Origin of the sequence: Algoriphagus resistens (genome assembly GCF_001442615.1) — a bacterium.
Lineage (GTDB): Bacteria > Bacteroidota > Bacteroidia > Cytophagales > Cyclobacteriaceae > Algoriphagus > Algoriphagus resistens.
The window spans coordinates 13,783-29,301 of sequence record NZ_LMXN01000017.1; the positions used below are offsets into that span (position 1 = coordinate 13,783).

The window sequence follows — 15,519 nt, forward strand, 5'->3', positions numbered from 1 at the left end:
CTAACTATCACCACAATTTTAATTTACAAAATCATGAAAAAAGTAACATTAACTTTCTTTTTTGCATTTATGGGAATCATCGCATTTGCGCAAAACGAGAAGAAAGACAAGCAGATCGAAGAAGATAGCCAAAATGCAAAAGCAGCTTTCCTGAAGGAGGATCCTGGCATGCAAGCACTTTTTGATTCATCTTACGGATATATCATTCTGCCCAATGTAGGGAAAGGCGGGTTTGGTATAGGAGGGGCTGCTGGTAGTGGCGTGGCTTTTCAGGGAGGAACCCAGGTGGGATATGCCAAAATGACCCAGGTTACTATTGGTTTTCAAGCGGGCGGACAGGCTTACTCTGAAGTGGTTTTCTTTGAAAATGAAGAAGCGTTTGATCGATTCAAATCAAATAATGTAGAGATGTCTGCGCAGGTGTCCGCAGTAGCTGCCGCATCTGGAGCATCAGCAAATGCAAAATATATTGATGGAGTGGCTGTATTCACCCGTACTAAAGGCGGGTTGATGTATGAAGCATCGGTAGGGGGCCAGCAATTCAAATTCCGGGAGAAATAAGTCAATTGTCCTTTCGGTAAACTAAGTTTCCGTCCTTATCCCATTCTGCGCGGATATAGGGGCGGAAATTTTTTGTATAAGCCTGTTCCTGATATTGGATTTCCCGCTTTCGGATCGCTTTGGTATTATTGGTATCCCAATATTCTGTCCAGAGTCCTACTTTTTCACCAAATTGATATTCTCCAGTGACAGCAACTTGTTTATCTTCATAAAAATGAAAGTAATTACCTTCCTCTAGGCTGTATTGTACAGGAATGATTTCCTTAATGGTCTTGGAGGTTTGATTGTAGTATTTAATTCTGGACTCAAGGGGCCAGCCGCTATCGAAGTGGTTTTTGTCCTGCAATATATTGTTGGAATCAAATAGCATCCAGGTTTTATGCTTGGTTCCGTAGTAAAACATGCCGCTTTCGACAACTTCTTCATTGATTATGCGCTCATATGGCCCATGAAGCAAATACCCTTGGCCCAGTGTATATCCATCCGATTTTACGGATCTCGTCTGCGGATCAAACCAATATACATCTCGAATATAAGGGTCTGGACGTCTTTCTATATCTGTATAATTGAAGTATTCAAAGATCCGCTGATCCCGGAATTCCTTGCGTGTATAGCCTTTTTGAGTTTTGATTCCAAACCATTCGTTTTTGCGTGCTTTCTTCTTTTTCTCCTTCTTTTCCTCTTTTTCCTTTGAGTCGTCGAAAAGCAGCAAAGGCATGGTAGTCGGGAGCAAAGCTGAGTTGACCACCCCGCTGCTATCAGGATCGGATTTGCCCTCTGCATCTTCTTTTTGGGCAAAGGAAATCTGGCTTAAAAACAGCAGACAAATAAAACTGATATAAAATCGACCCATTGTATATAAAAACGCAATTTACTTCGGTGTATTTTATCCAAAAATAACATTTCGAGATCAAAAGCCGCCGATTGTTTAGATTTTATAATCTTCTCTCTATTTTTGTGGAATTTGTAAAAAAATCTCTCAAACAATGAATTCTATTTTATCAGACCGGATAATCAATATGGAGGAATCAGCCACTCTTGCCATGGCAAAAAAAGCAAGAGAGCTGAAATCCCAAGGAATTGACATCATCAGCCTTAGTTTGGGCGAACCTGACTTCAAGACACCAAAGCATATTCAAGAAGCTGCAAAAGTTGCAATAGACGAAGGCAAGTACTTTTCATATCCTCCGGTAGCTGGTTATCAGGATCTGAGAGAAGCCATCGCAAAGAAACTTCGGGAAGAAAATGAAATCGCTGAGGCGAAAGCTGAAAACATCGTAGTTTCTACCGGTGCCAAGCATTCCATTGCCAACGTATTCATGTGTATGATCAATGAAGGTGATGAAGTCGTAATCTTCTCTCCTTACTGGGTGAGCTATGCTGAGATCATCAAATTGGCAGGTGGTGTGCCTGTGCTGATCGAAGGAACTTTGGAGAATAACTTCAAAGCAACTGCTGCTCAACTGGAAGCTGCCATCACTCCAAATACGAAAGGGGTGATTTATTCATCCCCATGTAATCCTACAGGATCTGTATTCAGCAAAGAAGAACTGGAAGCTATCGCCGAGGTGGTGAAGAAGCATGAGAATATTATGGTGATCGCTGATGAAATCTATGAGAAAATAAATTTCGCGGGTAGAAACTACAGTATAGCTTCTTTCCCAGGAATGTTTGACCGGACAATCACTGTGAACGGTTTTTCTAAAGGATATGCAATGACAGGCTGGAGAGTTGGCTATATCTGCGCGCCGGTTTGGATGGCAAAGGCCGTGGAAAAAATTCAGGGGCAGTTCACTTCAGGAGGAACAGGGATTGCCCAAAGAGCTGCTTTGGCAGGAATTTCCGGAGACCAAACTCCAACAACTGAAATGGCAAATGCTTATCTGAGAAGAAGAGGTTTGGTGTTGGACTTGCTTCGCGATATTCCAGGTATCAAAACTCACGTGCCTGAGGGCGCATTCTATTTCTTCCCGGATGTGACTGCGTTCTTTGGCAAATCTGCTAAAGGGCATGATGTAAAAGATGCAGATGATCTGTGCCTGTATCTTTTGGCTGAGGCACATGTATCTCTAGTGACTGGAGCGGCCTTTGGTGCGCCGGATTGTATCAGACTTTCTTATGCTGCCTCTGACGAGGAGCTGGTTGATGCGCTAGGCAGAATGAAAAAGGCACTTGGCGAACTAGCCTAATAATCATTACCTAAAACCCCGGCAAAAGCCGGGGTTATTTTTTGCCTCAAAAGAAAGGTCTATTTTTGGGGAAAACTACCCCATGGCAGAAGTAATCGTAATAACTCCCGTTAAAAACTCTCTTCAAACAACCTTGGATACTGCAAGAGCTATAGCTAGTTCTTCAGTACAAGTAAAACACATTATTTTTAACGACTTCAGTACGGAGGAAACCAAAGCTGGTTTGGAAGCGAATGAAGTTGGGATCGGCTATGAATTGATCCATCTGGAAGACCACACGGATCACCCTTCCCCTAATTACAAGCTTGTACTTCAGATGGCTCAGAAAATAGCAATTGAAGAAGGTTTGCCATTGTTGGTAATTGAATCTGATGTGGTGGTTAAACCAGAAACAATTGCTGATTTGCTGAATTTTCAAAGCGTAAATGAAAAATCGGGGCTGGTAGGATCAGTGACAGTCGATGAAAACGGTATAGTGAATTTTCCTTATCTGAAGTTCAAAGGGATAAAAGAATCCGTTATTGATACGCATCGCAGTTTGAGTTTTTGTTGCACCTTATTTTCTGCCGAGTTTTTAAAAGCCTATGATTTTATGGGGCTAGATGAAGCCAAAGATTGGTATGATACGTTTATTTCTAAGAAGTCTATCGAATTAGGATTTAAAAACCATGTGCTGATGAACTCGCCGGTTTGGCACAGACCTCATGCTAGCAGGCCCTGGAAGCAACTCAAATATAGTAATCCACTGAAATACTATTTCTTGAAATTTTGGAAGGGATGGGATAAAATCTGATTATTCTAATCCAAGAATATTTTCATCTCAGTATTTGAGGACTTTAATGCGAGTGTGTCCCGTCCAAATTCCTTCAATATATAATTATTTTTCCTTAGCAGGTCGTAGCATGATTCGAGACTATCCGGGTCAAGGTTCTCATTTTCAAAAATTATGGCTTCTGGATTAGTGTTAGCGATGTCAAAAATAAGAATTACTTGGAGGTCATAACCTTCAGCATCAATTTGCAATAGGTCGATTTTTGAAATGTTATATTTATTAATCAAAGATTGAGGTGAAATTACTTCCACATCCACGGCTACAATTTGTTGTTTAGGATCTGACGGGATTTCCAGGCCATATTTTTTGCAATTCTTTTGTACAAGACCATTCCGAAAATGGTCTTCAATTTTCTCTAAGGAAAAGGAGGCTAAACCGGTGGCCCATCTCATTTCAGAAAACCCTATTTTATAAAGTGTTTGAAATCCGTCTTTTTTTCCGATTGCTGCACAAATTGGATAAAGGCCTTTGTTTTTTTTATAAATTTTGCTCAGTTCATTTCTAAAAACTTCCGGCTGAGGTTCCAATAATACTCCTTTCCATCGATCCCTTTTGATGAATTTATGGATTGGGTCATGGGTAATGCCATCGTTTGCTCCGATTTGGATTACATAGAAATCCCCTTTCTTTGAAAGTGAATAGGATGAAAGGAATTCAGATAAACTCCCTTTTTGGGGATGGTAAAGATATTTGTAAAATGAAATGAAAGCAAGATTGTCCGTGGCGCTTAGATTGAATCTGAAATCTTTCCAAAACGTTTTAAAGGCGGATTTGATTTGATGCTTAAGCATGAAACTTGTAAATGATTAGAATCGATTGCTAATTGATAACCCAATGATAACCATAATTTCTATTGCAGTTGCATTTTTCACTTCATGTATTCTTAGCGATATTTAATTAATTATAAATGATATTCTGATTTCATGACCAAAAAGCTGATTTATTCTGTAGTAACCAATCGATACGATGATGTTAAACCAGTTGCGAATTATCCGGATTTTGACTTTTGGTTATTTACCGATCAGGACGATCTAGAAGTTGATGGCTGGGAAATAAAGACGATCCCTAGGTCCGAAGACCCTATAAAACAGCAGCGTTTGATCAAAATAAACAGTTTTAAATTCACTGCTTCCTACGGGCTGACGATATACATTGATGGTAATATGGAAATCATCCAAGACCCACAATTGTTCTTGGATAAATATTTTCGGGGTGGTTTTTTGACTTGCATACATCCAAAACGAAAGTCTTTAAAAGAGGAGGCCACTGAAATCATTCGGAAGAAGAAAGATCTAAACTACAAAGTGACAAAGACATTAGCCTATGCAAAAGATCTTGGATACCCTGATAATCTGGGACTTTTTGAAAGCATGGTTATCGTAAGGGATAAATCAAAGGAAGTTGAAGCCATAGAGGAAAAGTGGGCAGAAATTCTTTCCAAAAACTCACATCGTGATCAGTTAAGTTTGCCGTTGGCATCTTTCCTCTCTGGGGTAAAGATTCAAGGGATGCCCAGGGATGAATTATTCAAATTTATCAAAAGGAATAGAGGACATAATGTGTCATTAAAGTTTTTACAGGGGAGACAGACTTCTAGACAAAAAGAAGGAATGTTCCGAGCCTTAATTGAATGGATGAAAGAGCGGGAAATCTGGTTTTCAAAGGGAGCAAAATAAAGAGGGAACTTACCTCCGTTTTTAATTATTACGTTATCATTTTTTAGCATTTGTATTGGTCAGCCTTTCTATGTCCAACTATTATTGAAATTTGATATCGTGTATCCAACCTAAAATCGGGAATTGAACCTGGAGTAGATGTGCCATCCTATTTAAAATGATCACTTCGGGCTTTGGGTAGGTTGATCTGATGGAGATTTTACTGTTTCCCTAAGTAACATGCCTGATTATATCCGAGGAGATCAGTGTACATGGTAGAATTAAAGCCTTAATTTTGAAGTAGTGAAGTAATTGCAATTCAAGGATGATTTGAATTCTTCTAAAAACTGGCTGTAAATAATGTATTTGTTTGGATCTCAGCTAAATAATCGATAGAAAAGTTTGTTTTCTATCGATCAATTTATAGCTTTATAATGGTGATTAAACAACTTTTCATAAGTATTTCATTTTTTTAGACATTGGATTTTATCGATCCACTTTTTCAGCTCAACCTGTTTGAGAAAAATCCGGATTACGGTCCGGATTTTTTTTTGCTGATTTTTTGGTGATCTTTCACCAGAAGAATATCACCTCCATTTATGACCCGAATCCAGATTTTCTTATTGTTTTTTTTATGCGTTGTCAGTCAAAGTGCCTTTTGCCAGTTAAATGGATACGATTCATCATACGTCAAAACTGAGCCGGATAAATTTGGGATTAGGTTCTATCTCTCAAAAAAATACACTGACCTAAGTGTACAGGTGCCTGATTTGGATTCGCCGTACAGGTTTATACCTAATTCAGGATTAAATATGGGCTTGGGTTTTACCTATCAGAATTTGTCTATAAACATTGCTGTTCCAGTGGGGTTTCTGAATCCTGATAGACAGAAAGATTGGCCGTTCAGTCTTGATCTGCAGTCTCACATCTATGCACCAAAAGTTATCGTTGATTTTTTTGGCCAATTCTATGGCGGATATAGGATCAAAGCTGAAGATCTTAACGGGTTTGACGAAGATTATCTGAGAGAAGATATGCGATTGGCTTTAGTTGGTGTGAATTTTAATTACTTATTTTTCGGAGAAAGACTTTCCCTTGCTGCGGCATTTACACAAGCAGATATTCAGAAGAAGTCGGCATTTTCTCCTTTTGTGGGATTTGAAGTTTATGGTGGAAAAATAAAAGGAGATTCACTTTTGCTGCCTAAGATGGCTATATCTGAATCGATGAATTTTCAGGAGGCTGGCTACTTTCAGGCAGGCCCCAACGCCGGTATGGCCGGGACATTGGTTTTTGGAAAAGGTTTTTTTCTTACGGGAGTGGCTGCGGTTAATTTGAGTGGGGGGTATTCTAAATGGGAAAATGAAACCCAGACTAAGCAATGGGGAGTGGTACCTACGTATTATCTCAGGGGGTTTGCAGGCTATAACAATGAAAAATTCTCTTTTAATTTTAACTATGTGTACAAAAATCTGAATCTGATTAAAGCAGGGCCCTTTGATCAGGCTGTGAATACGGGGAATTACCGCTTTAATCTGATCTATAAAATTACACCGGGCCGAAAATTCAAAAAAAGATTTAATAAAGTGAACCCACTGAGCATACTCTCCAAAATGTTGAATAAGCAATGATTGGTCAACATTTCAAAAAAAACTAGCTTTGAAAGCTATCAAAACAAAAATTTCTTATGTCAAACCAGTTTGCAATACAGGAATCACTAGCCCGGCTAGGGCTGAAAAGTAAAAATCCAGGTACATCTACAGGTATCAAATCGATAGATTCAGATGGGGATTATTTTTCATCTTATTCACCTGCGGATGGCTCATTGATCGGGGAGGTTCAGACTACAGATTCCGACAGTTATGAGCGGGTAATCACCCTTGCTCAACTTGCTTTCGAACAATGGAGAAAAGTGCCTGCCCCACAGCGAGGCGAAATCGTGCGGGAAATTGGCAATGCCCTCCGTGAAAAGAAGACCGATCTTGGCAAGTTGGTTTCCTATGAAATGGGTAAATCCTATCAGGAAGGCTTGGGAGAGGTGCAGGAGATGATCGACATCTGTGATTTCGCAGTGGGCCTTTCCCGACAGTTATACGGACTTACAATGCATTCTGAGCGTCCCGGCCATCGAATGTATGAGCAGTGGCATGCATTGGGGCTTGTTGGGATTATTTCAGCTTTTAATTTCCCTGTAGCTGTTTGGTCTTGGAATGCGGCATTGGCGTGGGTTTGTGGAGATGTGTGCGTATGGAAGCCTTCGGAAAAGGCTCCTCTTTCGGCAATTGCCTGCCAGTTGATAGCCAGCGAAGTCTTTGCCAGGCATGGTATGCCCGAAGGGATCTGTAGCTTGGTCAATGGAGATTATAAAGTGGGGGAGATGATGAGCAGAGATACACGGATTCCATTGATCTCAGCGACAGGATCCACGCGTATGGGTAAAATTGTGGCACAAACAGTAGGGGCGAGATTGGGCAGATCACTTTTGGAACTTGGGGGAAATAACGCAATTATTATCACAGAAAATGCAGACCTGGATATGGCCATCCGTGGTGCTTTGTTTGGAGCTGTAGGTACTGCGGGGCAAAGATGCACAAGTACAAGGCGTCTTATCATCCATGAAAATGTATTTGAGGAGGTAAAGTCAAGACTTGCTTCTGCATACGGGAAATTAGTAATTGGGAATCCTTTGGATGAAATGAATCACGTAGGCCCGCTGATTGATAAGGAAGCTGTTGGGATGTATTTGGCAGCCATACAAAAAGTGGAGGCAGAAGGGGGAAAGGCTGTAGTAGAAGGAGCAGTTTTGGAAGGGGTAGGATATGAATCCGGTTGCTATGTGAAACCTGCAATCTATGAAGCTGAGAATCACTTCGAAATTGTCCAGCATGAGACTTTTGCGCCGATTCTTTACCTGATCCAATACAAATCGCTGGAAGAAGCAATTGCGTTACAAAATGGTGTTCCCCAGGGTTTATCTTCGGCAATTATGACTACCAATATGCGGGAGGCTGAGGCTTTCCTGGCAGTATCAGGTTCTGACTGTGGAATTGCCAACGTAAATATCGGAACTTCGGGTGCAGAGATAGGAGGAGCTTTTGGAGGTGAAAAGGAAACAGGCGGAGGTCGGGAATCAGGTTCGGACGCCTGGAAAGCGTATATGCGCCGACAGACAAATACAATCAATTATTCATCCACTTTACCGCTAGCGCAGGGAATTAAGTTTACTATTTAATTGACCATCAAAATCAGGATGTAAATATTTTTGAAATATTTGGTCTCATTTTCAATGTATTAAGTGTGGTGGGGTAAAATGTATTTGGTTAAAAGAAAATAGAAATTACCTTTGCATTCCATTTGGGACACAATGGGAGTTTAGCTCAGTTGGTTCAGAGCATCTGCCTTACAAGCAGAGGGTCGGGGGTTCGAATCCCTCAACTCCCACATCTTATTATTGTTGCTCAAGAGTAAGTACAAATTATTTCTTGGGAGTTTAGCTCAGTTGGTTCAGAGCATCTGCCTTACAAGCAGAGGGTCGGGGGTTCGAATCCCTCAACTCCCACATCCAATCCCGAATCCTTCGGGATTTTTTTTGCCAAAAAAAGACTGTCTCAATCACGAAACAGTCTTTTAATTGGATTGAATAGTAACTTTTCTACTCCAAATTCAACATAAATCCAGCTCTGAACCAACGTCCTGGCATCTGAACTGTCCCAGCCTCCCTATAGTCTGTGTCGGTGATATTTGAAGCTTCGGCAAAAAATCCAAGTGTACCTGTACGGTTGTAATCCACCCGCATGTCCAGCAAGAAATAAGGATCTTGGCTCATTCTCTCCAAATACCTCATTTTGGTGTTCCATTCCACTTTTCGGCCAATGCCTATAAGTACTCCGGCTATAGTTTGATTTTTCAGAGCGGTAAATGCATAACTAGTTTCGATGCCCGGTTGCTTGATCAGATCCGCATGTATGTAGTTGTAGGAAAACATAAATTCCTTGACCTGTACTGTTCTGCCAGTTGGACTTACCCGATAATTCACAGAAGCTTCTATTCCATTGAATTTTACTTCGCTGAAATTCTGAGGCTGCCAAGGGGTGTCCGCATTAGGTCTTGTCCATTGAATCAGGTTGTCGGTATTTCTGTTAAAATAAACCAGTTCAGCGAAAAAGCCTGACTTGGACCACTTGGCACCAACTTCAAAGTTTTGAGCCTGCTCAGGTTCAAGCTGATCATTTCCGATATTAGTAGGGCCTTGGTAGTAGAGATCGTTATACGTGGGGATTCTGAAGCTTATTCCATAGCCAGAATAGAACCGTAATTCTTTAGTAGCTTGAAATCCCAGTTCGGCGCCGGGAAAATGCTTCCAGTTGTATTCTGAATAATAATTGGAATATACTCCTGCCCGTAGGTCTATTTTTGTCCCAAAATTGATCATCTGTTCTAGAAATATCCCTGCAATTGTACGTTCTCTATCTCCAAGATTGGTGCTTTCTATGGACTCTCGTCTGGTTTCGATCCCGAATCCGGTAGTGCCAAGACTGCTTTGAAAATTTCCGTTAGCTTCTAAGGCGATCACATCTGTCGTATGATTATTTTTATAGAATTCAGGCTCATTTCTTTTTAATACATATTCATCCTGATTTCTGCGGAAATAGGCGCGCGTGTTCAAATAAAACTTATTTAGTGTCAACTTATGACTTAATGAAGTCAATGTGGTTTGCACACTTTCCCATTGGTCGGGAAAGGTGCTGGAATAGAAACCATTTGCCCCAAAATCTCTATCGGTATAAGCAATCATTCCCTTTAGCGTGTTTTTCGCATTGATATCAAAACCGCCTTCATAGAAGATGTTGCTGACTTGATAATCTGAGTTGTACCAATGCCCATTGGAGTCATCGTAGGAGATAGCCAGGTTTTGTCTGTAATTTCCGACAGGGAGGGAGCCGGCAAAATTTACCCCTTTCATCCCAAAGTCACCTGCATAGCCTTGGACTCTGGCGTATTTCTTATCGCTGAGATCTGTGATCACATTGATGGCACCAGCATAGGCATTTTGGCCAAAAATACGGGATGCAGGACCTTTTACTACTTCTATTCTATCGATATTGACCAAAGGAACCGGGATATTCATCATGTGATGTCCCGTTTGCGGATCGCTTAATTTAATGCCATTCAACAGCATAAGTGTTTGTTCGAAAGAGCCTCCGCGGATACTTACATCTGATTGTACACCGGTCACCCCTCTTTGGCGGATATCCACACCCGGCACAAATGATAATACCTCGGCTAAACTTCTGGCCGGAGAAGTCTCTATCTGGAGTTTGTTTACTAAAGAGACGTTTCTACTTTGCTTTGAAAAAGGAAGTTGGATTCTGTTTTCCTGAATCAAAACTTCACCTAAGTTCTGTGTTGTGGTGTCAGTTTGGGCATTCCCGGTAAAGTATAATGCCAGGGAAGCCACTAGGAGTACTGATTTTTTCATGGGTAAGATTGTAAATGGTGGCTCAAAAGTGGTCCCAAAATATGCTTTTTCCAATAATGAAAGTTTTCTAAAAATTCGTTAAAGGAAATACTCTCATGTAAATTATAATGAAGCTTAAAAGCGCAATTCTTATTTTTGGGCTAAATCAACAAATAGTATGCGCAGGAAAATTATAGTTAAGCTGCTTTTTGCCGGGGCATTGCTCGTAGGAATCAGCAATTCTTTTGCTCAAGAAGTGAAGGAAAACAACCAAAGTGAATTTGGGGAATTTATCAACCGAAAAGGAACCTACACCCGATCTGCATCGGGCAAGCCTAATGTGGGTTATTGGCAAAATAAAGCCGATTATCAAATTGCAGTGAGCTTGGATGAAGAGGCGCACAAACTTACTGGTACTATTACATTGACCTATACAAATAATAGCCCGGAGGCGCTGGATTTCATCTGGATGCAAATGGAGCAAAACAGGTTTACCGAAGATTCCCGAGGCACGCTTACTACGCCTATTCAAGGCAATCGCTACAACGGCGATACTGACGGTGGATTTGAGGTGACTAATCTGCAGGCAAAAGTTGGTTCTAAAGGATCAGTCTCTACTAAGCATATTGATTCAGATACAAGAATGCAGGTTTGGTTTAACGAGCCGATCCCGGCTAAAGGTGGGACAGCAACTGTCTCCATGGATTTCTCCTTTAAAGTTCCGGTTAAAGGGATGGACAGAATGGGGAGACTTGAAGTCGAAGATGGTTGGATTTATGCATTTGCTCAGTGGTATCCTAAAGTGGCGGTATTTGACGACGTGGAAGGATGGAATGTGGAACCTTACTTGGGCGCTGGAGAGTTCTATTTAGAGTATGGTGATTTCGATTATAAAGTTACCGTGCCTTATGATCATATTGTGGTCGGTTCCGGTAAGCTGTTGAATCCAAAGGAGGTCTTGAGCAAAGAACTTCAGAATCGCTACAACAAAGCAATGGAAAGTGATACTACGATCATGCTGATCTCTGCTGAAGAACTTGGCAATACAGAATTGACCAGACCTAAGCAGGATGGAACAGTCACTTGGCACTTTGCCATCGAAAACAGCCGTGACATTGCTTTTGCTACTTCTAAGGCATTTATCTGGGATGCTGCTAAAATTGACTTACCTAGTGGAAAGAAAATTTTGGCACAGTCTGTTTATCCCAAGGAATCAAATGGGCAAGAGGCTTGGTCGAGATCAACCGAATATAGCAAAGCTTCAATCGAACATTATTCTGAAAAGTGGTTTGAGTTCCCTTATGCCACTGCGACAAACGTAGCGGCGGATATCGGAGGAATGGAATATCCAGGATTGAATTTCTGTAGCTACAATTCCAAGGGTGAAGGACTTTGGGGAGTGACAGACCATGAGTTTGGTCATAACTGGTTCCCTATGATCGTAGGGACGAATGAGCGCCGCTACGCCTGGATGGATGAGGGATTCAATACGTTTATCAATCATTATAGCACGCTGGCTTTCAATGAGGGCGAATACCCTTCTAACTTAAATGAAACCCGCAGGTACCTGAACTTCTTTACCAGTGAAACCAGAGAGGGAATAGATACTTACCCTGATGTGGTGAATATCAATAACCTTGGAATGCTGGCATACAATAAGCCGGCCTTCGGTTTACTGATGTTGAGAGAATACATCTTGGGGCATGAGCGATTTGACAATGCTTTCAAATCCTACATCAAAACCTGGGCATACAAGCATCCCCAGCCTACGGATTTCTTCAATCATATGGAAAACGTAGCTGGAGAGAATCTTTCCTGGTTCTGGCAAGGATGGTTTTATGGAACCGGTAATATCGACTTGGGGGTAGAAGCAGTTATTCCTTATGCAGGAAACTTTGTGATTGTATTGGCCAATAAGGGAGATATGCCGATGCCTGTACAGTTGGAGGTGACTTTCGAGGATGGTACAAGCGAGCTTAAGATGCTTCCTGTAGAGATCTGGCAGCGGGGCGATACTTGGAACTATTTACTGAAAACAGATAAAACGGTGAAATCAGTGGTAATCGATCCCAACAAGCTTCTCCCGGATGTGAATCTTGGAAATGATAGTTGGCCACAAAACATCTATGAAAAGTAAATTGCAAAAGCCTGGATATATGTCCGGGCTTTTTTAGTAAAAGGATCAAATTACTCCTGCACATTTCTGCATGTGTCAATAAGGGTAAGCACTTTCATCTCCAGGTGTAAACCCTAATCTCCATTTAGATTATTAAAGTGCCATTATAACCGAATAGAAAAAAGTAGCGAAGCAGTTACAGACTCATCCGCTGTGGGGGAACCTTAGGGAAGACCCCGGTTCAGAATTGACAAAAAAAGTGGACTTCCTCAAATAGCCGGGAAGTCCACTTTTGTGTAATTTGGTTCGTATATCAATCAATAATCATCGTTGATTTCCAGCCACATGCCATCAGGATCCTGGATGTAGATTTGGCGGATTCCATCTACACGGGTAGTGATTTTTCCCTTTTCTCCAGGCCAGCTTTCAAAGGGGTAATTGGTGCTTTCTAATGTTTTTATAAATGCATCCATATCCTTCATGCTGAAGCATAGATGATTTACTTTTGAGATTTGGGTTGGGACATTTGGCGCTTCGATGATGTGTAGAGCCGCACCGCCACCTAGGTCATACCAAGCATGAAGTCCGTCTTTGAAAGGCTCTTCGATCTCTTCCAGACCTACTATTTTCTGATAAAATTCCTTGCTGGAATCCAGATTGCTTACATGGACAGCGATGTGGTTTACTTTAATCTGGGCAAAAGTACTCATGGTAATTCCTAGTAATATAAAGGTGAATAGTGCTTTCATTGATTTTTGGATCATAGATTAATTGGAAAGCTAATGTTAGCGTATTTGGGGATAGATTGAAAATAAAATCAGATAATAAACATGAAAGCACTCACCTAGGCGAGTGCTTTCATCTGTAACTTAAAGAGCTCAAAGGTAGTTTTTTATTTCTCCTCTTCGTTGTGAAGGTCCGAAGCCAGAGCCAGTTTCTCCGCTTCATCAAAAAGCTTGATGGCTTGAAGATAGACTTCATTGATGTCATTCACTACCTTATAGAAAGCGCTGTCATCATAAAGTTGCCTTCCCAAATGGGCTTTTACTAGGATTTTGAGATACGATTTTGATTTATTGAAATCCTTTTCATTAAACTCCACCTTGTTTTTCTTACCGTACTCTACCAATTCGCTGAGCATCGCATCACTAACAGTGAAGTCATTGTAGTACTGTTCCAAACTCATATTTTCGAATTTGGATTTGTTCTCATTCACATAATCGAGTACAAATTCCCGGTTCGAATCTGAATTGAAAAGCCTATTCACATATGCTGAGGACATCGTAGTATCCAAAGGAACAAAGTAATCAGGCATGATCCCTCCACCACCGTAGACAGTGCGTCCTTTTACCGTTTCGTATTTCAGGCTATCATTGAAGGTAATGCTATCAGCTGAGAAAAATTCCCCGTGCTCGTATCGGTCTATCCAGTCTCTTTCATAGGCTTCATAGTCTGCATCGTACGGTTTCTGGATAGATCGGCCAGAAGGGGTATAGTATCTTGCGATAGTTAATCGTAACTCTGCTCCATCCGAAAGATCTATTGGCATCTGGACTAAGCCCTTTCCGAAAGATCTTCTACCTACGATCAATCCTCTGTCGTTATCCTGGATAGCTCCTGCCAAAATCTCAGATGCAGAGGCAGATCCTTCATTTACAAGCACAATCACAGGCCCTTCCTCAAACATTCCAGGTTTGAAAGCAAATGCTTTCTGGTTGTATTGCTCAACTTTTCCCTCTTGGGAAACGATGAGCGCTTTTTCTCCCAATAGCTCATCTGCCATATTGATAGCCGCACCCATGTATCCGCCTGGATTTCCCTGAAGGTCAATCACCAATTTCTTCATTCCTTTACTTTTCAGGTCAGCGATTGATTCTTTGAACTCATCGTAAGTAGTCGCTGCAAATCTGGTTACTTTGATGTAGCCGATTTCATTATTGACCATATAGGAAGCGTTGATGCTGTATTGGGGGATTTTGTCTCGGGTGATTTTGTACTCGATCAGCTCATCCTGGTTTTTACGCTTCATGTCCACTACGACCACAGAACCTTTTGGACCCCGTAGTTTTTCGAAGACATCGCGGTTGGTCACACCGACTCCTGCCATGTTTTCTCCATCTACCCGGATGATTTGATCACCGGATTGGATTCCCAGTGCTTCCGACGGTCCGCCAGTAAGAGGAGCTACCACATAGATTGTGTCCCTTATGATCCCAAATTCTACCCCAATTCCATCAAATTCCCCATCCAGTTGGGACTGTGCCAATGAAGCATCCTTTGCAGGGATATAGCTTGAGTGAGGATCTAAGTGTTCAAGCATTTTATTGATACCAAATTCTATCAGTTCATTGGTATTGACGCTGTCCACATAATCTCTATTGACATAGGTCATTATTTCTTGCAACTTGTAAAGTGCAGCTCTCAGATCATTTTGATTTCCTTTTGGCTCAGCAAAAGTGGCCCCAATCCAAATTCCTGCGGAAATGGCAAGTGCCAATATTATAGGGAGTCTGATTTGGGATTTAGTGTTTTTCGTCTCGCTCACGGCTTTCTCTTTCAGTTGGTTATATTTCTTTATTGTTACGGTAAATTAGCCTATTTCACCCTGTTATTAAAGGGGCATTTGATAAAGCTAATAAATGTTTATACGAGGGGAGGGTATAATGGCTCAATTTATTCCCCTTTTTTCTGTTAAAAAAAATTATTTT

General features: G+C 41.2%; 12 protein-coding genes and 2 tRNA genes. 9 read left to right on the plus strand and 5 right to left on the minus strand.

The window, feature by feature from the left end; genetic code table 11:
* Positions 1-33: 33 nt before the first annotated feature.
* On the plus strand, positions 34-561 hold the full coding sequence (locus AS141_RS22620) for a YSC84-related protein (protein WP_057939990.1): 528 nt from the start codon (positions 34-36) through the stop codon (positions 559-561).
* Between the two features lies 1 nt (position 562).
* Here the strand turns inward: AS141_RS22620 and AS141_RS22625 are convergent, their stop codons facing one another.
* Entirely contained in the window at positions 563-1,414 is an 852-nt protein-coding gene (locus tag AS141_RS22625) for a toxin-antitoxin system YwqK family antitoxin (RefSeq protein ID WP_057939991.1), read from the minus strand.
* A 133-nt stretch (positions 1,415-1,547) separates the two neighbouring features.
* On the opposite strand from AS141_RS22625, the gene AS141_RS22630 reads away from it, so the two are divergent.
* Together AS141_RS22630 and AS141_RS22635 are read left to right on the plus strand one after the other, a co-directional pair.
* Positions 1,548-2,750 carry a pyridoxal phosphate-dependent aminotransferase gene (locus tag AS141_RS22630; RefSeq protein ID WP_057939992.1) on the plus strand — a complete coding sequence of 401 codons (1,203 nt, stop codon included), beginning with the start codon at positions 1,548-1,550 and terminating at the stop codon, positions 2,748-2,750.
* Positions 2,751-2,832: 82 nt separating this feature from the next.
* Positions 2,833-3,543 carry a glycosyltransferase family 2 protein gene (locus tag AS141_RS22635; RefSeq protein ID WP_057939993.1) on the plus strand — a complete coding sequence of 237 codons (711 nt, stop codon included), beginning with the start codon at positions 2,833-2,835 and terminating at the stop codon, positions 3,541-3,543.
* A 5-nt stretch (positions 3,544-3,548) separates the two neighbouring features.
* Here the strand turns inward: AS141_RS22635 and AS141_RS22640 are convergent, their stop codons facing one another.
* Positions 3,549-4,373: an FkbM family methyltransferase gene (locus AS141_RS22640; protein ID WP_057939994.1), complete on the minus strand. Its 825-nt coding sequence runs from the start codon at positions 4,371-4,373 to the stop codon at positions 3,549-3,551.
* 132 nt (positions 4,374-4,505) lie between these two features.
* Between AS141_RS22640 and AS141_RS22645 the strand changes: the two genes are divergently transcribed.
* The 5 genes from AS141_RS22645 to AS141_RS22665 all read left to right on the plus strand — a co-directional run bounded on the left by AS141_RS22645 (position 4,506) and on the right by AS141_RS22665 (position 8,796).
* Entirely contained in the window at positions 4,506-5,258 is a 753-nt protein-coding gene (locus AS141_RS22645) for a hypothetical protein (RefSeq protein ID WP_057939995.1), read from the plus strand.
* A 578-nt stretch (positions 5,259-5,836) separates the two neighbouring features.
* Positions 5,837-6,868, plus strand: coding sequence for a DUF4421 domain-containing protein (locus tag AS141_RS22650; protein WP_057939996.1), 1,032 nt, complete (start codon positions 5,837-5,839; stop codon positions 6,866-6,868).
* 56 nt (positions 6,869-6,924) lie between these two features.
* On the plus strand, positions 6,925-8,469 hold the full coding sequence (gene amaB / locus AS141_RS22655) for an L-piperidine-6-carboxylate dehydrogenase (RefSeq protein WP_057939997.1): 1,545 nt from the start codon (positions 6,925-6,927) through the stop codon (positions 8,467-8,469).
* A gap of 134 nt (positions 8,470-8,603) precedes the next feature.
* Positions 8,604-8,678: transfer RNA gene (locus AS141_RS22660), tRNA-Val, on the plus strand.
* Between the two features lie 43 nt (positions 8,679-8,721).
* Positions 8,722-8,796, plus strand: a tRNA-Val gene (locus AS141_RS22665).
* Between the two features lie 93 nt (positions 8,797-8,889).
* Here AS141_RS22665 and AS141_RS22670 read toward each other — a convergent pair.
* The gene (locus AS141_RS22670; RefSeq protein ID WP_057939998.1) at positions 8,890-10,716 is read right to left on the minus strand and encodes a TonB-dependent receptor plug domain-containing protein; all 1,827 of its coding nucleotides are present in this window, start codon (positions 10,714-10,716) and stop codon (positions 8,890-8,892) included.
* A 157-nt stretch (positions 10,717-10,873) separates the two neighbouring features.
* Between AS141_RS22670 and AS141_RS22675 the strand changes: the two genes are divergently transcribed.
* On the plus strand, positions 10,874-12,832 hold the full coding sequence (locus AS141_RS22675) for a M1 family metallopeptidase (protein WP_057939999.1): 1,959 nt from the start codon (positions 10,874-10,876) through the stop codon (positions 12,830-12,832).
* A 296-nt stretch (positions 12,833-13,128) separates the two neighbouring features.
* On the opposite strand, the gene AS141_RS22680 is transcribed toward AS141_RS22675, so the two are convergent.
* Positions 13,129-13,560 (minus strand): VOC family protein, encoded by a 432-nt coding sequence (locus AS141_RS22680; protein ID WP_057940085.1) that lies wholly within the window; start codon positions 13,558-13,560, stop codon positions 13,129-13,131.
* A gap of 143 nt (positions 13,561-13,703) precedes the next feature.
* Positions 13,704-15,356 (minus strand): S41 family peptidase, encoded by a 1,653-nt coding sequence (locus AS141_RS22685; RefSeq protein ID WP_057940000.1) that lies wholly within the window; start codon positions 15,354-15,356, stop codon positions 13,704-13,706.
* Positions 15,357-15,519: the final 163 nt, after the last annotated feature.

What these genes read in the sequence shown, in the direction of transcription:
- AS141_RS22620 (WP_057939990.1), top strand. Translation starts at nt 34, where the DNA reads ATGAAAAAAGTAACATTAACTTTCTTTTTTGCATTTATGGGAATCATC.
- AS141_RS22625 (WP_057939991.1), bottom strand. Translation starts at nt 1,414, where the DNA reads ATGGGTCGATTTTATATCAGTTTTATTTGTCTGCTGTTTTTAAGCCAG.
- AS141_RS22630 (WP_057939992.1), top strand. Translation starts at nt 1,548, where the DNA reads ATGAATTCTATTTTATCAGACCGGATAATCAATATGGAGGAATCAGCC.
- AS141_RS22635 (WP_057939993.1), top strand. Translation starts at nt 2,833, where the DNA reads ATGGCAGAAGTAATCGTAATAACTCCCGTTAAAAACTCTCTTCAAACA.
- AS141_RS22640 (WP_057939994.1), bottom strand. Translation starts at nt 4,373, where the DNA reads ATGCTTAAGCATCAAATCAAATCCGCCTTTAAAACGTTTTGGAAAGAT.
- AS141_RS22645 (WP_057939995.1), top strand. Translation starts at nt 4,506, where the DNA reads ATGACCAAAAAGCTGATTTATTCTGTAGTAACCAATCGATACGATGAT.
- AS141_RS22650 (WP_057939996.1), top strand. Translation starts at nt 5,837, where the DNA reads ATGACCCGAATCCAGATTTTCTTATTGTTTTTTTTATGCGTTGTCAGT.
- amaB (WP_057939997.1), top strand. Translation starts at nt 6,925, where the DNA reads ATGTCAAACCAGTTTGCAATACAGGAATCACTAGCCCGGCTAGGGCTG.
- AS141_RS22670 (WP_057939998.1), bottom strand. Translation starts at nt 10,716, where the DNA reads ATGAAAAAATCAGTACTCCTAGTGGCTTCCCTGGCATTATACTTTACC.
- AS141_RS22675 (WP_057939999.1), top strand. Translation starts at nt 10,874, where the DNA reads ATGCGCAGGAAAATTATAGTTAAGCTGCTTTTTGCCGGGGCATTGCTC.
- AS141_RS22680 (WP_057940085.1), bottom strand. Translation starts at nt 13,560, where the DNA reads ATGAAAGCACTATTCACCTTTATATTACTAGGAATTACCATGAGTACT.